General features: G+C 71.9%; 18 protein-coding genes and 4 pseudogenes. 13 read left to right on the forward strand and 9 right to left on the reverse strand.

What is annotated here, in order from left to right; genetic code table 11:
- Both ACLEQD_RS13785 and ACLEQD_RS13790 read right to left on the reverse strand, forming a co-directional pair.
- A pseudogene (locus ACLEQD_RS13785) lies at positions 1 to 579 on the reverse strand (TIGR02266 family protein); the annotation flags it as partial.
- Between the two features lie 15 nt (positions 580 to 594).
- Positions 595 to 969 carry a response regulator gene (locus tag ACLEQD_RS13790; RefSeq protein ID WP_120560449.1) on the reverse strand — a complete coding sequence of 125 codons (375 nt, stop codon included), beginning with the start codon at positions 967 to 969 and terminating at the stop codon, positions 595 to 597.
- 82 nt (positions 970 to 1,051) lie between these two features.
- Between ACLEQD_RS13790 and ACLEQD_RS13795 the strand changes: the two genes are divergently transcribed.
- Positions 1,052 to 2,449, forward strand: a complete 1,398-nt coding sequence (locus ACLEQD_RS13795) for a M20/M25/M40 family metallo-hydrolase (RefSeq protein WP_410384262.1) — start codon at positions 1,052 to 1,054, stop codon at positions 2,447 to 2,449.
- A 48-nt stretch (positions 2,450 to 2,497) separates the two neighbouring features.
- Here the strand turns inward: ACLEQD_RS13795 and pip are convergent.
- The 3 genes and pseudogenes from pip to ACLEQD_RS13810 form a co-directional block, all read right to left on the reverse strand.
- Positions 2,498 to 3,462, reverse strand: a pseudogene (pip, locus tag ACLEQD_RS13800) (prolyl aminopeptidase).
- 125 nt (positions 3,463 to 3,587) lie between these two features.
- Positions 3,588 to 4,142 (reverse strand): hypothetical protein, encoded by a 555-nt coding sequence (locus ACLEQD_RS13805; protein WP_410384264.1) that lies wholly within the window; start codon positions 4,140 to 4,142, stop codon positions 3,588 to 3,590.
- A 65-nt stretch (positions 4,143 to 4,207) separates the two neighbouring features.
- Positions 4,208 to 5,419: a small ribosomal subunit Rsm22 family protein gene (locus ACLEQD_RS13810; protein ID WP_410384266.1), complete on the reverse strand. Its 1,212-nt coding sequence runs from the start codon at positions 5,417 to 5,419 to the stop codon at positions 4,208 to 4,210.
- 58 nt (positions 5,420 to 5,477) lie between these two features.
- Here ACLEQD_RS13810 and ACLEQD_RS13815 point away from each other — a divergent pair.
- The 3 genes and pseudogenes from ACLEQD_RS13815 to ACLEQD_RS13825 all read left to right on the forward strand — a co-directional run bounded on the left by ACLEQD_RS13815 (position 5,478) and on the right by ACLEQD_RS13825 (position 8,092).
- Positions 5,478 to 6,487, forward strand: a pseudogene (locus tag ACLEQD_RS13815) (ATP-binding cassette domain-containing protein).
- Positions 6,484 to 7,290 carry an ABC transporter permease gene (locus tag ACLEQD_RS13820; RefSeq protein ID WP_410384268.1) on the forward strand — a complete coding sequence of 269 codons (807 nt, stop codon included), beginning with the start codon at positions 6,484 to 6,486 and terminating at the stop codon, positions 7,288 to 7,290. The pseudogene ACLEQD_RS13815 and the gene ACLEQD_RS13820 overlap by 4 nt, the downstream one beginning before the upstream one ends.
- Positions 7,291 to 7,297: 7 nt before the next feature.
- Positions 7,298 to 8,092, forward strand: a complete 795-nt coding sequence (locus tag ACLEQD_RS13825) for an ABC transporter permease (RefSeq protein WP_410384290.1) — start codon at positions 7,298 to 7,300, stop codon at positions 8,090 to 8,092.
- 4 nt (positions 8,093 to 8,096) lie between these two features.
- Here ACLEQD_RS13825 and ACLEQD_RS13830 read toward each other — a convergent pair whose 3' ends face one another.
- Entirely contained in the window at positions 8,097 to 9,014 is a 918-nt protein-coding gene (locus ACLEQD_RS13830) for an MBL fold metallo-hydrolase (RefSeq protein ID WP_410384270.1), read from the reverse strand.
- A gap of 278 nt (positions 9,015 to 9,292) precedes the next feature.
- Here ACLEQD_RS13830 and ACLEQD_RS13835 point away from each other — a divergent pair, with 278 nt between their 5' ends.
- From ACLEQD_RS13835 to ACLEQD_RS13850, 4 genes and pseudogenes are all read left to right on the forward strand, one after another.
- Positions 9,293 to 10,066 carry a Kelch repeat-containing protein gene (locus ACLEQD_RS13835; protein WP_410384272.1) on the forward strand — a complete coding sequence of 258 codons (774 nt, stop codon included), beginning with the start codon at positions 9,293 to 9,295 and terminating at the stop codon, positions 10,064 to 10,066.
- A pseudogene (locus ACLEQD_RS13840) lies at positions 10,063 to 10,716 on the forward strand (Kelch repeat-containing protein); the annotation flags it as partial. The gene ACLEQD_RS13835 and the pseudogene ACLEQD_RS13840, both read left to right, overlap by 4 nt.
- A 178-nt stretch (positions 10,717 to 10,894) precedes the next feature.
- Positions 10,895 to 11,158 (forward strand): kelch repeat-containing protein, encoded by a 264-nt coding sequence (locus tag ACLEQD_RS13845; protein WP_410384292.1) that lies wholly within the window; start codon positions 10,895 to 10,897, stop codon positions 11,156 to 11,158.
- Positions 11,133 to 11,315, forward strand: a complete 183-nt coding sequence (locus ACLEQD_RS13850; protein ID WP_410384274.1) for a hypothetical protein — start codon at positions 11,133 to 11,135, stop codon at positions 11,313 to 11,315. Before ACLEQD_RS13845 ends, ACLEQD_RS13850 begins: the two co-directional genes overlap by 26 nt.
- A 60-nt stretch (positions 11,316 to 11,375) precedes the next feature.
- Here ACLEQD_RS13850 and ACLEQD_RS13855 read toward each other — a convergent pair whose 3' ends face one another.
- Both ACLEQD_RS13855 and ACLEQD_RS13860 read right to left on the reverse strand, forming a co-directional pair.
- Entirely contained in the window at positions 11,376 to 11,744 is a 369-nt protein-coding gene (locus ACLEQD_RS13855; RefSeq protein ID WP_410384276.1) for a hypothetical protein, read from the reverse strand.
- Positions 11,729 to 12,280: a helix-hairpin-helix domain-containing protein gene (locus tag ACLEQD_RS13860; RefSeq protein WP_410384278.1), complete on the reverse strand. Its 552-nt coding sequence runs from the start codon at positions 12,278 to 12,280 to the stop codon at positions 11,729 to 11,731. The genes ACLEQD_RS13855 and ACLEQD_RS13860 overlap by 16 nt, the downstream gene beginning before the upstream one ends.
- A 136-nt stretch (positions 12,281 to 12,416) precedes the next feature.
- On the opposite strand from ACLEQD_RS13860, the gene ACLEQD_RS13865 reads away from it, so the two are divergent.
- The gene (locus ACLEQD_RS13865; RefSeq protein ID WP_410384280.1) at positions 12,417 to 12,725 is read left to right on the forward strand and encodes a hypothetical protein; all 309 of its coding nucleotides are present in this window, start codon (positions 12,417 to 12,419) and stop codon (positions 12,723 to 12,725) included.
- Complete coding sequence (locus ACLEQD_RS13870; protein ID WP_410384281.1) at positions 12,722 to 13,546, forward strand: hypothetical protein; 825 nt, start codon at positions 12,722 to 12,724, stop codon at positions 13,544 to 13,546. The genes ACLEQD_RS13865 and ACLEQD_RS13870 overlap by 4 nt, the downstream gene beginning before the upstream one ends.
- Before the next feature lie 4 nt (positions 13,547 to 13,550).
- Here the strand turns inward: ACLEQD_RS13870 and ACLEQD_RS13875 are convergent, their stop codons facing one another.
- A complete protein-coding gene (locus ACLEQD_RS13875) occupies positions 13,551 to 13,949 on the reverse strand; it encodes a RidA family protein (RefSeq protein WP_410384283.1) in 399 nt (132 codons plus the stop codon).
- A gap of 121 nt (positions 13,950 to 14,070) precedes the next feature.
- Here ACLEQD_RS13875 and ACLEQD_RS13880 point away from each other — a divergent pair, with 121 nt between their 5' ends.
- The 3 genes from ACLEQD_RS13880 to ACLEQD_RS13890 all read left to right on the forward strand — a co-directional run.
- Positions 14,071 to 15,699: a peptide chain release factor 3 gene (locus ACLEQD_RS13880; RefSeq protein WP_410384285.1), complete on the forward strand. Its 1,629-nt coding sequence runs from the start codon at positions 14,071 to 14,073 to the stop codon at positions 15,697 to 15,699.
- A gap of 15 nt (positions 15,700 to 15,714) precedes the next feature.
- On the forward strand, positions 15,715 to 17,724 hold the full coding sequence (locus ACLEQD_RS13885; protein WP_410384286.1) for a hypothetical protein: 2,010 nt from the start codon (positions 15,715 to 15,717) through the stop codon (positions 17,722 to 17,724).
- Between the two features lie 18 nt (positions 17,725 to 17,742).
- On the forward strand, positions 17,743 to 19,658 hold a 1,916-nt coding region (locus tag ACLEQD_RS13890), incomplete at its 3' end, for a hypothetical protein (protein ID WP_410384288.1).

Genomic DNA, 19,658 nt, shown 5'->3' on the forward strand with positions numbered 1-19,658 from the left:
GACGACGGGCGGCGGACGCGCGTGGAGGGCGGAGCCACTCAACGGCAGCGGCGATGCGGGCGGCAGCGTGCCGCTCATGTCCAGCCGGGGCGGCGGGGGCGCGGGCGGCTGCATCGCGCCCTGGAGGAAGAGCGTCTCCGCCTCGCGGATCCGCCGCGAGAGGAAGTCGAAGATTTCAACGGAGACCTTGCGCAGCTCCGGGTGCAGGTCCGGCGACAGGTGCTCCGGGGAGAAGCGCTTCGCCATGCGGAAGAAGGCGAGGCGGAACTCGTCGAGCGACGCCTGCGGCTTGAGCCCGAACACCTCGTGCGGCGGCAGGTGCAAGAGGCCGCGCAGTTGGTTGCGCAGACGCTCGGCCTGCTGGCTCTCGATGGAGGCCGTGGGCGCCGCGGTGGTGAACAGGTCGCGCACCTCCGGGAGGTCCTGGAGCGCGATCCAGTTCGTTCCGTCGCGCGACGCGCGCACGGCCGTCTTCAGGCGGCCGGAGGCGATGAGGTCGCGGAATGCTTGCAGCTGGAGGGGGCCCAGCACGCGGCCGAGCGAGTCTCCCACCCAGTAACCGACAGCGGATGACGACACGGGGACCTCGGGGAATCAGGACGCGAGCGCCTGGCGCACGGCAGCGGCGATCTCCAGGGGATGGAAGGGCTTGCCCACGAAGCCCATGGCCCCCGCGGCGATGGCCTGCTCCACCACCGGCTCCGCGTCCATGCTGCTGATGACCAGCACGCGCGTGTCCGGCGACACGCTCTTGATGGCGCCCAGCACCTCCAGCCCGCTCTTCTTCGGCATGAAGAGGTCCAGGAACATCACCGCCGGCTGCTCCTTCTCCGCCAGCGCCAGCCCCTCCTCCCCGTCCGCGGCCTCCAGCAGCCGCAGGTCGATACCCGTGTCCGCGATGACGTCCTTGAGGATGCGACGCACGAAGCTGTCGTCATCCACCAACAGCAGGGTAGGTAGTCCAGGCATGGGCGGCAGGATACATAAGACGCGCGACGTTTGGGCGCGCGCCTCCCAGGTGCCTGCTCGCCTTTTGGGTTAAGGGGTGGGCATGTCCACCGACCCCGCGCTGTCCCATTTCGAGTCCCACAAGGCCGCGTACCTGGAGGACCTCAAGGCCCTCGTACGCATTCCCAGTGTGTCCTTTCCCGGGTTCGACGCGGCCCTCGTGCGCAAGAGCGCGGAGGCCACCGCGGCCCTCTTGAAGGACCGTGGTTTTGAAAACGTGCAGCTGCTCGAAATCGAGGGCGCGCATCCGTATGTCTATGGCGAGGTGCTCAAGGCGCCGGGCCGCCCCACGCTCCTCCTCTACGCGCACCACGACGTGCAGCCCGCGGGAGACGAGGCCGCGTGGAAGAGCCCGCCCTTCGAGCCGGAGCTGCGCGACGGCCGCCTGTACGGGCGCGGCGCGGCGGACGACAAGGCCGGCATCGTCGTGCACACCTCCGCCGTGGACGCGTGGCTCAAGAGCACCGGCCAGCTCCCACTCAACGTGAAGGTCATCATCGAGGGAGAAGAGGAAGCAGGCAGTGACCACCTGGGTGCATTTCTCCAGAAGCACGCGAAGCTGGTGGCCGCGGACGCCATCGTGTTGACGGACACGACGAACTTCGACACGGGGCTGCCGTCCATCACCACGGCGCTGCGCGGGCTGGTGACGGTGGACGTGGAGGTGCGGGGGCTTCATCAGGCGGTGCATTCGGGCATGTGGGGCGGGCCCGTTCCGGATCCGGCGATGGCGCTGTGCCGGATGCTGGCGTCGCTGACGCACGCGGACGGCTCCATCGCGATTGAAGGCGTGATGGAGCAGGTGAAGCCGCTGACGCCCGCGGAGCGTCAGAGCATCCAGGCGCTGCCCGGTGACGAGGCCACCTTCCGTGAGCAGGCGGGCGTCCGCGAGGGCGTGCAGCTCCTGGGCGGCGGGCGTCACCCCTGGGAGACGAACTGGCGCCAGCCGAGCCTGGCCATCAACGCCATCCAGGCCAGCAGCCGCAAGGACGCGCGCAACATCATCGTGGAGTCCGCGTGGGCGCGCGTGGGCATCCGCGTGGTGCCGGACATGGATCCGGAGGACGTGCAGCGCCGGCTGGTGGCGCACCTGAAGAAGGTGTGCCCGTGGGGCCTGGAGCTGGAGATCCGCGAGGACCAGGCGTCTGGCTGGTGGTACACGGATTCGTCGCACCCGGCCTTCCAGGCGGCGTTCCGCGCGCTGGAGAAGGGCTACGCGAAGAAGCCCGTCACCATCGGGTGCGGTGGTTCCATCCCGTTCGTGGAGCCGTTCGCCAAGGAGCTGGGCGGCGTGCCCGCGCTGCTCATCGGCGTGGAGGACCCTTACACGTACGCCCACTCGGAGAACGAGAGCCTGCACCTGGGCGACTGGGAGAAGGCCATCCGCTCCGCCATCCACCTGTACGAGGAGCTGGCGAAGTCGCTGCCCCCTCGCGGCTGAGCGCGGGCGGGCCAGGACGGGTGACGCCCTGGCCTGCGCTCGCGTGCTCTACAGGCCGCGGAAGCGGTCCGTGGCCTCAATCAGCGCGGACGTGTTGCCGGGCTCGTTGGCGGAGTGGCCCGCGTCCGGCACCATCACGAACTGGGCCTCCGGCCACGCGCGGTGCAGGGCCCACGCGCTCTCCGGCGGGCAGACGACGTCGTAGCGGCCCTGCACGATGACGGCGGGGATGTGGCGGATGCGGTGCACGTCGTCCAGCAGCTGGGTGTCGCTGCGCATCCAGCCCTTGTTGAGGAAGTAGTGGCACTCGATGCGCGCGAAGGCGATGGCGAAGTCGTCGCCCGCGTTGCGCGCGACGAGCTCCGCGTTGGGGTACAGGCAGCTGGTGCGGCCCTCCCACACGCTCCACGCCCTCGCGGCCTCCTGCTGCGAGTGCTTGTCGTCACCCATCAGCCGCTTCGCGTACGCCTGGAGCAGGTCCCCGCGCTCCTCCTCCGGGATGGGGGCGACGAAGCCCTCCCACGCGTCCGGGAACATCGCGTCCGCGCCGCGCTGGTAGAACCAGTCGATCTCCTGCTTGCGCAACAGGAAGATGCCGCGCAGCACCAGCTCCGTGACGCGCTCCGGGTGGGCCTGCGCGTACGCGAGCGACAGGGTGCTGCCCCACGAGCCGCCGAAGAGCAGCCAGCGCTCCAGGCCCAGGTGCTCGCGCAGCCGCTCCATGTCCGCCACCAGGTCCCAGGTGGTGTTCAGCTCCAGGCTGGCGTGCGGGGTGCTGCGGCCACAGCCGCGCTGATCGAACAGGATGATGCGGTACACGCTGGGGTCGAAGAAGCGGCGCTGCTTCGGGTCGGTGCCGCCGCCCGGGCCGCCGTGCACGAACACCGCGGGCTTGCCCTCCGGGTTGCCGCTCTCCTCGAAGTACAGCGAGTGGCCGCCCGTGACCTTCAAGTGCCGGTGCGGTAGGGCTCGAGGGGCGGATAGAGCGTACGCAGCGGCGTGGTGGCGGGCACGGGGTTCCTTCCTGGGGATGGGAGTGCGGCGCAACCTAGCAACAGGTGGTGCCTGCGGGGCGAGCCGTTCAGGAATTCCACGTCAGCCCCAGAACGGCTCGCCACGGCCCTCTTTTGATGCGGCTTCAGAAGTACCAGGTCAGTCCGAGCGCGACGCGCAGCGGCCCTTCGCTCAGGAGGATGGTGTACTCGGTGTTGGTCTCAGTCTCGGGCTGGGTGACCTCGCCCTGGAGCGGCCAGGCCTTGGACACCTCCAGGCTGAAGCCCAGGTGCCGCCAGGGCCGGACCTCTCCCATCAGGCCGGCGGTGAAGAAGGGCAGGGTGGGCGTGCGCCCGAGGAAGCGCAGCCCCGCGGAGAGGCCCGCGCGGACGGTCTCCGTGGGCGTGAGGAGCCGCAGCCCTGCGCTGAAGGAGCCGTAGTGGACCTCCTCCTCGTACTCGGCCCAGACGCCCGCGTACTCCAGGAAGTCGTAGCCCGCGCGCAGGCCCAGGCCCACCGTGCTCTCGAACTCGTCCTGCCTGTCATATCCCTCCCGATAGCCCACGCTGAAGCGGGAGCTGGTGGACGCGGTCACGCCCAGCCAGGGTCCATGCCGCGCGGGAGGCGCGTCCTCCGCGCGAGCGAAGGTGGCGGCGAGGAGGAACAGGAAGATGGGGAGCGGAGGGGGACTGCGGGGCACGGAGGACTCCGGGGGAGGGACTGCTTCCTCCTACGGAGCGGGCACCGCGCCCTGGTCGTGTCCGCTCAGGGCTTCGCGGGCGGGACGGGGGCCGCGGGCTCGCGCGGGGCCTCCGGCGGCTTGGGCGCGGGCGGCACGCCGCGGCCGGCCTGGGCCACCATGCGCACCTCGGCGTTCTCCCCGAGCGCGTAGCCGTCGCCCTTCGTCTCCAGGTCCGTCGCCTCGATGACGTCGCCGCGCTGGAGGTGGAAGAACTTCTCGTTCTTCTCCGCGCGGTGGCGCTCCTGCATCGCCAGGCCCACGCGCCCCTCCGGCCCGCAGCCGATGTAGCGCTGGCGGCCCTTGCCCTCCAGCGACTCGCTGACGATGCGGAACAGCCGGCCCGGCGGCGGCTCCGGCCAGGGCTCGCCCTTGGGCGCCACCAGCAGGTAGCTCATCTTGAGCGATTCCTTGTGGAAGCCCGCCACGCGCGCCAGCTCCTCCACCACCTTGGGCATGGGCCACGCGCGCTCCGCGTGGCACCAGTCCGTCTCCTTCACCAGCGCGGGGCAGGCACCCCGGAACATGCACGGCGCGCGGATGGCGTAGCCGCGCTCCACCAGCAGGTCGCGCACCTTGAGCAGGTTGCGGCTCGTCTCGCGCAGCGCGGGCTCCATCACCAGCAGGCTGCCGCCCTTCTTCACCTTGGTGAGCACCGACTCCAGCAGCGCCGCGCGCGGCTTCAGCGCCTCCTCCGTCGCGCCGTAGAGCTCGTTGACCACGTGCCCCATGGTGATGAGGTCGTACTGGCCTTCCGGCAGCGTGGCGTTCTTCTTCAGCGGATCCCACTCGCGCGTGGCCAGGGCCTCGCCGGCCTCCGTGGCCAGCTTGCGCGCCAGCTCCAGCGCGGGCTTGCTGCGGTCCGCGGCCGTCACCTCGCTGGCGCCCGCGTCCATCGCCGCGAAGGCCACCGGGCCCGGGCCGCTGCCCAGGTCCAGCACGTGGCGCGGGCGGTTCGGCAGCTCGCCCAGCACCTGGCGCGCCTGGGCGTAGGACACCGGCCAGTAGAAGAGGAGGTACGCGCCCAAGAGGCGCGGGTCGTCCATGTACCGGGCGCCGGCCAGCTGCCGCTCCCGCGTGAGGCCGAGCGACAGCTGCTTCACGCCCGCGCCCACCTCCTTGACCTCCTGCGGCGTGAGGCGTCCTTCCGGGCCCTCTCCCCGGCCCCGGGACGCGCGCCACACGGAGATGAGCCGGGGCAGCCATCGCTCCAGGTCCTTGCTGTATGCGTTGCTCATCGTTGCCTTCACATCAGGGGTCGCCACCCGGAGGCGACCGCGTTAAACCCATCCCGCCATGATTTCCGTCCGAGGACTGCGCAAGCACTATCAGGTCCACAAACGCCCGCCTGGCCTGAAGGCGGCCCTGCGCTCGCTCGTCCACCGCGACTACACGACCGTCAAGGCCGTGGACGGCATCTCCTTCGACATCCGGCCCGGCGAACGCGTGGGCTTCCTGGGCCCCAACGGCGCGGGCAAGACGACGACGCTCAAGGTGCTCGCCGGCCTGCTCCACCCGTCCGAGGGTGAAGTCACCGTGGATGGCCACGTGCCCCGGCTGCGCGAGGAGGCGTTCCTCAAGAAGATCATGCTGGTGATGGGGCAGAAGCAGCAGCTGCTGTGGGACTTGCCGCCGTCGGAGACGTTCGAACTCAACCGCGCCATCTACGACGTGCCCCGCCTCCAGTACAAGCAGACGCTGGAGGAGCTGGTGTCGCTCCTGGAGCTGGAGGACCTCATCGGCAAGCCCACCCGCAGCTCAGCCTGGGGGAGCGGATGAAGTGCGAGCTGGCCGCGGCCCTCATCCACCGCCCCAAGGTGCTCTTCCTGGACGAGCCCACCATCGGCCTGGACGTGTCCATGCAGGTGACGATGCGCGCGTTCATCAAGGCCTACAACGAGCAGACGGGCGCCACGCTCATCCTGACCAGCCACTACATGGACGACGTGGCGGCGCTCTGCCCGCGCGTCATCGTCATCGACAAGGGGCAGCTGTCCTACGACGGCAGCCTGGACGCGCTGGTGCAGCGCGTGCGCCCGGAGAAGCGCGTGGTGCTGCGGCTGGGCCAGCCGGTGGACGCCGCCCTGCTGACGCCGCTGGGCAAGGTGGTGTCGCACGAGCCGGGCTCCGCGGTGCTCCAGGTCCAGCAGGACGCGGTGAACGCCACGGTGGGCCGGGCGCTGTCCACGCTGCCGGTGACGGACCTGACGGTGGAGAACGCGCCCCTGGAAGAGGTGATGAGCGAGCTGTTCCAGGAGGGCAAGGCGCGCCGGGCGGAGGCCGCCCGGGAGGCGGTGACGGCGTGAGCCTGCGCACGTCGCTCAAGGCGCTGCCCACGATGGTGCGCATCGGCTTCTCCGAGGCGGTGGCCTACCGCGCGGAGATGATCATCTGGGTGCTGGCCACCACCATGCCGCTCATCATGCTGGCCCTGTGGTCGGCGGTGGCGCGCGGCGGGCCGGTGGGCCGCTTCGGACAGGCGGAGTTCACGGGCTACTTCCTCGCGGCCTTCTGCGTGCGGCAGCTCACCAGCTCCTGGGTGGCGTGGCTGCTCAGCTACGAGGTGAAGCAGGGCACGCTGGCCATGCGGCTGCTCAGGCCCATCTCCCCGCTGCTGGCGTACGCGACGGAGGTGCTGGCGGGCATCCCGCTGCGCATCGCCGTCGTGCTGCCCGTGCTGGGCATCAGCCTGTGGGCGGCGGGCGCGGAGCGGGCGGTGCCCACGTCGCTGGGGGGCTGGGGGCTGTTCGCGCTGGGCATCACGGGCGCGTGGCTCATCACGTTCTATCTGAACGTGCTCCTGGGCACGCTGAGCCTGTACCTGGAGAGCAGCCAGAAGCTGATGGAAGTCTACATGGTGCTGTTCTTCGTCTGCTCCGGGTACATGTTCCCGGTGGAGTTCTTCCCCGCCGGGGTGCGCACCGTCATCGAGTGGCTGCCGTTCCGCTACCAGATGGGCCTGCCGGTGGAGCTGATGACGGGGGCGCACGCGGCGAAGGAGGCGTGGCGGCTGCTCGGGGCGCAGTGGGCGTGGGTGGTGGGCCTGGGCGTGGTGTCCATGGCCGTCTGGCGGCGGGGCCTGGCGCGCTTCGCGGCGTTCGGAGGGTAGGGCGGTGGTGAACGCGAAGCGCTACCTGCGCCTCCTGGGCGTGCAGCTGAAGGCCTCCGGGCTGCTGGCGTTGCAGTACCGCGCGGACTTCCTGGCGGAGGGGCTGACGTCGCTGGCGTGGACGTTCACCGCGCTGGCGCCGCTGTTCGTCGTCTTCAACGCGCGGCCCAGCATCGAGGGGTGGACGTTCCAGGAGTCGCTGCTGGTGGTGGGCTGGTTCACGCTGCTCCAGGGCGTGCTGGAGGGCGCCATCAGCCCCAGCCTCACGGGCATGGTGGAGCACATCCGCAAGGGCACGCTGGACTTCGTGCTGCTCAAGCCCGCGGACGCGCAGTTCCTGGTGTCCACGCAGCGCTTCCTGCCGTGGCGCGCGGTGAACGTGCTGTCCGGCGTGGGGCTGTTCGTCTACGCGTTCGTGTCGCTGGGGCGCTGGCCGTCCTTGCCGGGCATCTTCGCGTCGCTGGTGCTGCTCGGGACGAGCATGCTCCTCCTCTACTCGATGTGGATCCTCGTGGTGAGCGCGGCCTTCTTCGTGGTGAAGGTGGACAACCTCACGTACCTGTTCACGTCCATCTTCGACGCGGCCCGCTGGCCGTCCGCGGTGTTCCGGGGCTCGCTGGCGTGGGTCTTCACCTTCATCATCCCGCTGGCGCTGATGACCACCTTCCCCGCGCTCGCGCTGCTGGGCCGGCTGCCGTGGACCTGGCTGGTGGGCGCGGTGGTGGGCGCGGTGGCTTTCGCTTCGGTGGCTCGGTGGGTGTGGCGGATGTCCATCCGCCACTACACGTCCGCGAGCAGCTGAAGCCTCAGGGCCGGGGCGCCTGCCGGGCCCACTCCGCGCGCACCACGTAGGGCAGGAGCTTCGCGGAGGCGTAGCCGGGGTAGCGCTCCTTCAGCTTCGCCTCCACCGCCGCCAGCGGGTCGCTGCTGGGGTGCTCCGCGTGCCGCTCGCGGGACACCTCCTCCCGCACGGCCTGGACGTAGGCGGCCTGCGCGTCCAGCAGCTCCGGGCCGCCGGGGAGGCCGCGTCCCGGGTGGATCCACTGCGGCTTCAGGGCGCGCAGCTCCTCCAGCCGCTGGAGCCATCCGGTGGTGTCGCCGCCCTCGAACCAGTTGTGGGTGTCCCGGGCCACGAGGTCGCCGGTGAACAGGTGGCCCTCCCACTCCACGACGACGTGGGCCGCGCTGGAGCCCGCGCCCAGGACGTGGACCTTCAGCGTGAGGCCGGCCGCGCTCAACTCGCGGGTGCTGTCGCCGAAGCTGTCCGCGAGCACGAGCGTGCGGGGATAGCGGCCGTTCCAGTACAGCTTGAAGAGGTCGGGCGCCCACTTCTCGTGGACCGCGGGGATGCGGGCGAGCACCGGGCCGGAGGTGACGACCGGGACGCCCAGCTCCTTGAGCAGGGCCGTGCCGTTGAAGCTCTCCGGGTTCGCGTGGAGGACGATGGCGAGCTTCGGCTCCTTGCCGGTGACCTGCTTCGCGAAGGCCAGCTCCTTGCGCAGCGCGGAGGGCAGCAATTGCGTGTCGATGAGGACCAGCCCCTCCGGCCCTTCAATCCAGTACGAGGCCGTCTGGAGCGACCACTCGGAGGAGATGTATTCGCCGACCCTGGAGTCCCCCTGCTCCCGGGCGGAGTGGGAGCGGTAGTGGGTGGGGACGACAGGCTGGGTCGCGCCGCAGCCCCACAGGAAGGAAGCCAGCGCCGCGGCGGTGAGCATTCGCATGAATGACGATTCTACCCGTGAGGTCGGGCTGAGAGGAATTCCGCTGTGGTGTCTTGCGTCCGTCTGGGTTAATGGGCCGCCCCCCTGCGGCGAAAGTCGCATCCCCCATGAAGTGAAGGACCTTCCCCCTGATGACCCGTATCCGTTTTCACGGCCAGCTGGCCGCGCTCGCGCTCGCGTCCGCGCTGGCCTGCGCCCCCGAAGCACCGTCTTTCCTTGACGCTCCTCTCTCCTCCTCCTCGCGCCTCGACACGTCCTCGTGGAGCAGCGCCGGCACCATGGCCTCCGTGCGCGTGGACGCCACCGCGACCCCGCTGCGCAATGGCTACGTGCTCGTCGCGGGCGGGGGCACGTCCGCGGCGGAGCTGTATGATCCGCGCACCGGCCGCTGGTTCTCGCTGGGCGCCATGGCCACCAGCCGCCAGCGCCACACGGCCACGCTGCTGGCCTCCGGCAAGGTGCTGGTGGTGGGCGGAGGCGCCTCCGTGCTGGCCGCGGGCGGCGCGGAGCTGTTCGACCCGGACACCAACGGCTGGTCCGCCGTGACGGGGCTGGACGTGCCGCGCTCCCAGCACACCGCGACGCTGCTCCCCGACGGCCGGGTGCTGGTGGTGGGCGGTGACAGCGGCTCCGGCAACGCGCTGTCCAGCGCGCTCCTGTACTCACCCGCGACGGGCACCTGGGCGGCCACCGGCCGCATGGGCGCGGCCCGGCTGGGCCACACCGCGACGCTGCTGCCGGACGGACAGGTGCTGGTGACGGGCGGCCGGGACAGCGCGAACGGGACCGTGCTCGCGACGGCGGAGCGCTACGACGCCATGACGGGCGAGTGGACCCCGGTGGGCTCCATGACCACGCAGCGCATGGGCCACACGGCGACGCTGCTGCTGTCCGGGCAGGTGCTGGTGGCGGGCGGCTTCGCGGGCAGCCTCGCCACGGACACCTCCGAGCTGTTCGACCCGGGCACCGGCACCTGGACGTCCCAGGGCCTGCTGCCGTCCCTCTGCGTCTTCCACACGGCGACGCTGCTGCCGGACGGCAGGTGCTGGTGACGGGCGGCTCCACCGGCGGTCAGCCCTACCTGGACCGCGCCGCGCTCTACAGCCCGGCCACCGGGACCTGGGCGGAGACGGCGACGATGGCCACGCGCCGCATCAGTCACGCCGCCACGCTGCTGCCGTCCGGAGACGTGCTCGTACTGGGCGGCGTGTCCCAGGTGGGTTCGCGCAATGCCTCCGCGGAGCGCTACCGTCCGGCCGTCCCGCCGTGGAGCACGGCCGCGAGCCTGAGCACCGCGCGCTCGCAGCTCAGCACCACCCGGCTGGACACGGGCGACGTGCTGGTGGCGGGCGGTGCGTCCTCGGCCGGCGCGCTGTCCAGCGCGGTGCTGTACGACGAGGCGACGAACACCTGGCGGGACACCGCCGCGCTGGGCACCGCGCGCTTCCTGCACTCCGCCACGCCCCTGGGTGACGGCCGCGTGCTGGTGAGCGGCGGGCAGCGGGATGCCTCCACCTGGCTGTCCGCCACGGAGGTGTACGCGCCCGCCACCGGGACCTGGACGCCGGTGGGGGACCTGGGGACGGGGCGGGCCCGCCACACCGCGACGCTGCTGGCCTCCGGCAAGGTGCTGGTGACGGGCGGCGCGTCGGGCGCGAGCACGTCCTCCACGCTCGCGAGCGCGGAGCTGTTCAACCCGTCCACGGGGACGTGGAGCCCCACGAGCGCCATGGGGCACGCGCGCACGTACCACGCGGCGGTGCGGCTGCCTTCGGGCGAGGTGCTGGTGATGGGCGGCAGCTCCGACCGGGACGGACCCCATCACCGCGAGCGCGGAGCTGTTCAATCCGTCCACGGGGACGTGGCGGCTCACGGGGTCCATGGCGGTGGCGCGCTACGGCCACATCGCGGTGCCGCTGGGCAATGGCAGCCAGGTGCTGGTGGCGGGCGGCTGGGGCGTGGATGGACCGCTGCGCTCCGCGGAGCTGTACGACGTGGCGCGCGGCACCTGGAAGACCGTGGCCCCGATGAGCCTGCCGCGCTACCTGCCGCACGCCACGGTGCTGCCCTCGGGACGCGTGCTGGTGGTGACGGGGGAGGGCGGCTCGGGGGCTGGGCGTGCTCGACTCCGCGGAGGTGTATGACGCGGCGATGAACGCCTGGACGGTCGCGGGCACCCTGTCCACGCGCAACACGCACCACGGGCTGGCCCTGCTGCCCTCGGGCCGCGTGCTCGTCGCGGGCGGCAGCGGGAGCGGCGGCGCGCGCGTGGGCGTCGACGTGTACTCCCCGGCGCCTTGAGCCCCTGAGGCGGCGACTGGCATGGGGCGGGCGCGCTGCCTGCCCCGTGTCGTCTCCGCTTCAGGCCCCCGCGTGGGGCGCTTCGTGCGCCGCGTCCTCGCGGGCGTAGTACGCGAGACATTCCTCCTCACGCCCGCGCACCACGCGTCTGCCATTGAGCGGCCCGACGTGGGAGGTCACCACGGTGGACTGGCCTTCGACGTCGTCCTGGTCGTAGTAGAGGACCACCCAGTCAGCCGTGGCGTTCTGCTGGTGCGCCAGCGCCGTGTTGGAGAACAGGGCGCGGAAGTTCCAGTCGTCCACGTGCTCGCGCATCACCGGCAGCCAGGCCTCCCCGGACGGGTTGAAGCGCTTGGGGGCGATGCGGCGCAGCTCCCCGGCCTCCGCCCTGCGCCGGTAGTCCGCGTCCACCTTCAGCAGCAGCGCCACCGACGGCCGCGGCCCGTCCTCCGCGCCATGGGACCGCGCTCGCTCACGCTCCCGCCGGTTGCGCCCAGCCGCGCCGCCAGCACCTCGCGCACCTGCTCCGCGCGCCGAGGCCCGAAGCCCTCCACCCGCTCCAGCCGCCCGTCGTGCGAGGCCAGCTCCAGCGCCTCCAGCGTCGTGATGCCCAGCTCCTCGTGGATGCGCTTCGCCAGCTCCGGGCCAATGCCGGGCACGCTGGCGAGCAGGCCCTCGGGGGACGCCTCACCCTCCAGCCGCTCGAGCAGCCCGATGTGTCCCGTGCGCACCAGCTCCGCGACCGTCGCCGCGATGCTCTTGCCCACGCCGGGCAGCGCCTTCAGGCCCGCTTCACCCTGCTCCGCCAGCAGCCCCGCCACGGAGTCCGGCCAGTTCGCGAGGGTCGCCGCCGCCTTGCGGTAGGCCCCCACGCGGAAGGGCATCGCGTCCTGCGTGTCCAGCAGGTCCGCCACCCGCTCCAGCGCATCCGCGATGTCGATGTTGTTCTTCCATTCGACGCCCATGGTACCTGGAAGGTAGGCCCCTCCACGGAGGACGGCCACCCCGCGGGCCGACACCCGCGCACACGGTGGGCCGCGCGGGAAAAAATTCCCCGCCCCGCAACCGCGCCGCGCCCGCCGGGTTGGAAGGGAAGGGAGGATGACAATGCGCAAGAACAACACGAACAAGACGATGGCGGTGGGTGCGGCCCTGGTGCTCTTGACGGCGTGCGGCGGCGTGGATGATCAGGAGGCGGTGGAGTCCCTGCCGGACTTCGCGGGCACGTCGCTGGAGATCAACACGGACGCGCCCGCGCAGGACGGCGCCGCGCTGGTGGCCCAGGACCTGATGCAGGTGGAGGCCTCGCTCGACGGGCAGGGCGCCGCGATGCTGGAGGGCGCCCGCCTGCAGGTGAAGGCGCTCAACGACGCGCTCCGGCAGGCGCTGGTGCCATCGCGGACCTGGTGAAGCAGTCCGCCAGCGCTCAGACGGGCGGCGTGCTGGTGTACGGCCCCACCGACCGCGCCAACGCCACCTTCAAGCTCTCCGTCCGCAAGGGCGCGGGCGGGCGCTACCAGTGGAAGCTGGAGGCCCGTCCGCTGAACAGCACCGACGACGTGGCCTACAAGCTCGTCGCCGCGGGGGCGCTCAAGCGCGACGGCGAGGCGCACCGCGGCCGGGGCACGCTGGCCCTCTCCCTGGACAACCTGAAGGCGGTGGCCCCGTCCTTCGCGGGCCAGGGCAAGCTGATGATGTCGTTCGCCCACTTCGGGCAGGGCAGCAAGTCGCTGGCGTACCGGCTGGCGGACTTCACCCCGAACCCCGCCGTGCACGAGGCCGTCACCGGCGCCTTCGTGGGCCACAAGCTCCAGGCCACCGGCGTCACCCGCGTGCGCGTGCTCGCCCCGTACAACCTCCCCAGCACCGCGACGGCCGCGAAGGAGAAGGTGCTCTCGTCCGTGCGCCACCTCCCCGGCACCGGCGGCCGCGTGGACGTGCGCGCCTGGGGCGGCGACATCGCGGCGAACACCTACTACGTGGGCAGCGCCTGCTGGAACGCGCAGGAGAAGGAGCTCTTCCGCGTCCTCTTCCAGTGCTCGGACACGAGCGGCCCGGCGTCCTGCACGGAGGTGCCGGGCAGCCGCGTGGGCACCTTCCAGGACTGCCCCGCGGTGGAGCTGCGCGGCGACGTGGCTCCCCCCGAGGGCACCGGCGACGCCGTGACGCCCGAGCCCGGCAACCCCGGCGCGCCGGAGGACGTGCCCGCGGACGTCACGGCCGGGTTCTAGGCCGTCAGGGCAGGGCGGACGCCACCACCGCGTCCGCTTCAATCTCCACCAGCATCCGCGGGTCGATGAGCGCCTTCACCTCCACCATGGAGGTGGCGGGGCGGATGGCCGCGAACACCTCACCGTGGGCGCGGCCCACCTCCTCCCAGCGGGAGATGTCGGTGACGTACATGCGCGTGCGCACCACGTCCTCCACCCGGGCGCCCACCGCCTCCAGCGCGGCGCGGATGTTGGCGAGCGCCTGGGCCGCCTGCCGGTACGCGTCCCCTTCACCCACGAGCTGGCCGGCCGCGTCCGTGGCGGTGGTGCCGGAGACGGACACGAAGGGGCCCGCGCGCACCGCCCGCGAGTAGCCCACGCGGGGCTCCCAGGGGGTGCCCGTGGCATGGAGGATGCGCTGCATGGCGTGGCTCCGGTGTGGGCGGGAGGAGGGGCTGCCCCGGAGGGCCGGAGCCCGGCCGGACCTCCAGGCGCTGCTTGCGAAGCTGCAAGGAACGACCGCCCGTGATAGTTGCCCTCGGATCATGGCCAACGAGCTCGAGAGGGAGGTCGCCCGGCGACGGACCTTCGCCATCATCTCCCACCCCGACGCGGGAAAGACAACCCTGACGGAGAAGCTGCTGCTCTACGGCGGCGCCATCCACCTGGCCGGCAGCGTGAAGGCCAAGCGGGCGCGGCGGCACGCGACCAGCGACTGGATGGAGCTGGAGAAGGAGCGCGGCATCTCCGTGACGTCCTCCGTGCTCCAGTTCGTCTACCGCGACCACGCGGTCAACCTGCTGGACACCCCGGGCCACCAGGACTTCTCCGAGGACACCTACCGCACGCTCTCCGCGGCGGACGCGGCGGTGATGCTCATCGACGCGGCGAAGGGCGTCGAGCCGCAGACGAAGAAGCTCTTCAAGGTGTGCCGCATGCGCGGCATCCCCATCTTCACCTTCGTCAACAAGCTGGACCGCTACGGCCGTGAGCCGCTGGAGCTGATGAACGAGCTGGAGCAGGTGCTCGGCATCCGCTCGTACCCGATGAACTGGCCCATCGGCATGGGGCCGGAGTTCCGGGGCGTCTACGACCGGGAGGCGCGCGTGGTGCACGTGTTCTCCGCGGAGGGCTCGCACGGCGAGTCGGAGGTGTCGGAGCGCTCGGTGTCCATCGACTCGCCGGAGATCAAGTCGGTGCTCACCGACGCGGAGCTGGAGAAGCTCCACGAGGACATCGAGCTGCTGGACATCGGCGGCGACGCCTTCACGCGGGAGAAGTCCGATGCGGGGCAGCTGACGCCCATGTTCTTCGGCAGCGCGATGACGAACTTCGGCGTGCGGCCCTTCCTGGACGCGTTCCTGGACCTGGCGCCCGCGCCCACGTCGCGCCCCACCACGCAGGGCCCGCGCGAGCCGACGAACCCCAAGTTCGCGGGCTTCGTCTTCAAGATTCAAGCGAACATGGACCCCGCGCACCGCGACCGCATCGCGTTCATGCGCGTGGTGTCCGGCCGCTACGTCAAGGGCATGAACGCGTACCACTCGCGGCTGGGCAAGGAGGTGCGGCTCGCGAAGCCCAGCCAGTTCATGGCCGCGGAGCGCACGTCCATCGAAGACGCGTGGCCGGGGGACGTCATCGGCCTGTTCGACCCGGGGCAGTACCGCATCGGCGACTCGCTGGCGGAGGGCAACCAGGAGGTCCTCTTCGAGGGCGTGCCGCGCTTCAGCCCGGAGTTCTTCGCGGTGGTGCGCTCCAAGGATCCGCTGCGCCGCAAGCAGATGGAGAAGGGGCTGGAGCAGCTGTCGGAAGAGGGCACCGTGCAGATCTTCCAGCAGCTGGCCATGGGCATGAAGGACCCCATCGTCGGCGTGGTGGGCGCGCTCCAGTTCGAGGTGCTCCAGTACCGCCTGGAGCACGAGTACGGCGCGAAGATCGCGCTGGACCGGCTGCCCTTCAGCCACGCCCGCTGGGTGGTGGGGCAGAACTTCGACCCGAAGTCGTTCGACTGGGAAGGCAACCGCCAGACGGTGCAGGACCGCGACGGGCTGCCCCTGGTGCTCTTCCGCGACGACTGGGCGCTCCAGCACGCCGAGGAGAAGCACCCGGAGCTGAAGTTCCTGTCGGAGGCTCCCCTGCTGCGGCAGTCCGCGTCCGCCGCGACCGGAAGCTAGAGAAGGAAACCGCCCATGGCCGCGGAAGCGCCCGCCGTCCCGTCCCCCGTCTCCCCGGGGGGTGGTGCTCCGTCCGTCCCCGAGGCAGCCCCTCCCGCTGCCTCGCGGCGGGGCGTCCCCGCGTCCCGGCTTGCGCTCGTCGCGCTGGCGGCGATGCTCGCGCTGTGGCCCGCGTTCAAGCTGCACCTGGGCCCCGCGAACGAGCTGCGCGTGCGCTTCCCCGCCGCGGGCTGGCCCCTGGCGGGCCAGGTGTCCTTCACGGTGGAGAAGGACGCGCCGCCGGTGCTTCGGCCGCTCACGCCGGTGGAGGTCGAGCAGGTGCTGGGCGACGGCATCCCGGAGGGGCAGCAGGAGGTGCGCGTCCAGCTGCCCCGGGACGCGCGGTCCGCGGAGGTGACGCTGCGGCCGCTGGCCGACCTCACCGTGGAGCAGGTGACGTGGTTCCCGCTGCGCGGGGCCGTGGTGAGCGGCCCCGGCGTGCGCGCGCTGCCCTTCGAACAGCACGTCAACCCGGACGGCTCCCGCACGGTGAGCGTGGCGCGGCTGCGGCCCGGGTTCTGGAACGTGGACGTGGCGGACGTGCTCTTCGCCGTGACGGTGTGGGCCCTCTTCTGGCTCGTGCTGGAGGCGCGCTGGGGGCAGGGCAGGGCGGCGGCGTTCGCGCGGCGGCAGTCCGGCTGGGCGCGCTACGCGCTGTTGCCGCTGCTGTCGTGGGGCGCGTGGTGGCTCATCTTCTTTCCGGGGATCATCTCGTATGATCCGCTGGTGCAGTGGGAGCAGCTCCAGACGGGCCGTCTGGAGGACTGGCACCCGGCGTTCCACACCTTCTGGCTGTGGCTGGTGGGCGGGCCCTTCGGCTCGCTGGCGCCCGTGGGCGCGCTCCAGGCGGTGCTGTTCGCCACGGTGCTGGGCAAGGTGCTGGAGGAGCTGGGGCACTGGCGGGTGCCCGCGTGGGCGCGGTGGGGCGTGGTGGCGTGGGTCACCCTGTCGCCCGCGGTGGGCAGCAACGTCATCGCGGCCTGGAAGGACGCGCCGTTCACGCTGATGTGCCTGGCGGTGATGCTGCTCGTGCTGCGGGCGGAGCGCCGGGGCGGCCTGCGCGTGGCGGACGCGGCGTGGCTGGGCGCGTGCCTCGCGTGCATCACGCTGCTGCGCCACAACGGGCCGGCCCTGAGCGTGCCCGTCCTCGTGCTCTGCCTGTGGCGCTACGGAGACCGGCGCGCGCGCGGCACGATGGTGTCCGTGATGGTGCTGCTCACGTTCATGGTGCGCGGCCCCGGCTACGCGCTGGCGAACGTGGCGCCCGCGCCGCCGGTGCTCAAGCAGGTGCTGCTCGTGCACCGGCTGGGCGCCGTGGCGAAGGACCCCCAGCTGCCGCCCGAGGACGCCCGCGTGCTCGAGGAGCTGATGTCGCTGGAGCAGTGGCGCAAGCGCTACGCCTGCCTCTCCGTGGGGCCGCTCGTCTTCGGCTCGCCCCTTCAGCGGGAGAAGCTGGCGGGGCGGACGCTGGAGCTGGCGGACATCGCGTGGCGCTACGCGAAGCGGCACCCGGAGCAGGTGTGGGAGCAGCAGGTGTGCGTCACGCGCTATGTCTGGGCGCCCGAGGGGGACCTCTACATCGGGCCCTTCAACGGCGGCGGCAACACCGTGGACCCGAACCAGGTGGGCGTGCGGCCCCACTCGTGGTTCACCCCGGCGCAGAACCTCTACGAGCACGTCATCTTCGACTCGTACGGCAAGCACGGCCTGCTGCGCACCCTGGTGTGGCAGCCCTCCTCGTCGCTGTACGCGTTCGTGCTGGGGCTGGTCGTGGTGCTCTGGCGGCAGCGCAGCCTGGGCGCGCTGCTGGCGGTGATGACCGCGGTGCTCAACACGCTCGCGTGGCTCCTGCTGTCGCCGAACCCGGACCTGCGCTTCCTCTTCCCCACGGTGCTGCTGGCCCCGCTGCTGCTCGCGCTCGCGCTGGCGCCCCGGCTGCGGCGCGGAAGTGAGCCCGGGGGCGCGGCCCCTGTCGAAGCGCGATAGGCTGGAGCGGCGGGGGGAGTGATGGACATGAAACGGGTAGGGGCCTGGCGGCTGGGGCTCGCGTTGTGCGTGGCGCTCGCGCTGTGGCCGCTCTTCAAGTACCAGCTGGGCCCGGACCGGGAGCTGCGCCTGCGCTTCCCCACCGTGGGCTGGCCGGTGACGGGGAGCGTGACGTTCCAGCGGGGCATGCACCCGCCGAGGGCCCGTGAGCTGTCGCCCGAGGACGTGTCGCCGGTGACGGGTGACGGCATCCCGGAGGGACAGCAGGAGCTGCGCATCCCGCTGCCCCGCGACGCGCGCTCCGCGGAGCTGCGCCTGCAAGGCGTGCCCGCGACGCTCACGCAGGTCACCTGGGTGTCCCAGCGCTCGCCGCCCCTCTGGGGAGACGCGCACCCCGCGCAGCCGTTCACGCAGGAGGGCTTCGAGGGCGGAGTGCACGTGCGGGTGCCCCGGCTCTCACCGGGCCTGTGGGCCCTGGAGCGCGTGGACGTGTACCAGGTGCTGCTCACGTGGGGGCTGCTGTGGCTGGTGCTGGAGACGCGCTGGGGCCGGGGCCGCGTGGCGGACTTCGGCCGGCGGCGCTGGGGCTGGGCGAAGTACGCGCTGGGGCCGCTGCTCACCTGGGGCCTCACCTGGGCGCTGTTCTTCCCGGGGCTCGTGTCCTACGACCCGATGGCGCAGTGGGAGCAGGTGCTGACGGGGCAGTACGTGGACTGGCACCCGGCCTTCCACACGTGGTGGATGGGCGTGCTGACCGCGCCCACCGGTTCGCTGGGCGGCATGACCGGGCTCCAGGTGGTGATGTTCGCGGTCCTGCTGGGCAAGGTGCTGGAGGAGCTGGAGCACTGGCGGGTGCCGGCGTGGGCCCGCTGGGGCACGGCCGCGTGGCTGGCGCTGTCGCCCACGGTGGGCCTCAACGTCATCGCGGTGTGGAAGGACACGGCGTTCGCGCAGATGTGCCTGGCGTCGGTGCTGCTGTTGCTGCGCGCGGAGCGCACCGGGCGCCTGGGCGTGGGCGGCGCGGTGAAGCTGGGGCTGTGCGTGGCGTCGCTGTGCCTGCTGCGCCACAACGGCCCCCTCGTGGGCCTGCCGCTGCTGGCGGTGGGCCTGTGGCGCTACGGGGACTGGCGCGCGCGGGCGACGTTCGCGGCCGTCGCGGTGGGCGTCACGGTGTTCGTCCGCGGGCCGATGTACGTGTGGATGGACGTCCAGCCCACGCCGCCCATGCTCCCGCAGGTGTGGGTCATCCACCGGCTGGGGCTCGCGGCGCGCGCGCCGGACCTGACGCCCGAGGACGCGAAGCTGCTGGAGCAGATCATGCCCCTGGCGGACTGGCGCGAGCGCTACGACTGCGACAACGTGGGGCGGCTCATCTTCGGCTCCTCGCCGCTGCTCGGCCACCAGGAGCGGCTGGTGGGCCGGGGCGTGGGGCTGGCGGGGGTGCTGTGGCGCTTCGCGCGCGCGCATCCCCAGCAGCTGCTGGCGCACCAGCTCTGCGTGTCGCGCTACACTTGGGCCCTGACGTCGAACCTCTACGTGGGGCCCTTCAACGGCGGTGGCCGGGCGGTGGATCCCAACCGCGTGGGCGTGAGGACGCGCACCTGGCAGGCCCGGTGGCAGGCGCGCTACGAGGACTTCATCCTCCGCACCTACTACTCGGAAGGCGTATGGCGCGTGGCCGTGTGGCAGCCGGGGCCGTCGCTGTACCTGCTGGTGGCGGGCGTGCTCGTGGCCCTGTGGCGCCAGCGCGGCCTGTCCCCGCTGTGGATGCTCCTGGCCCCGCTGCTCAACGCGGTCTCGTGGCTGCTGGTGACGCCCAACCCGGACCTGCGGTTCGTGCAGTCCACCGTGTTGCTGGCGCCGGTGGCGCTGGCGCTGGCCCTGGCGCCGCGCCGGGGGAGGAACCGAGGCGGCGGCGCGTCCCCAGCCGCAGG

This window comes from Corallococcus sp. 4LFB (assembly GCF_046520365.1).
GTDB classification, from domain to species: Bacteria; Myxococcota; Myxococcia; order Myxococcales; family Myxococcaceae; genus Corallococcus; species Corallococcus caeni.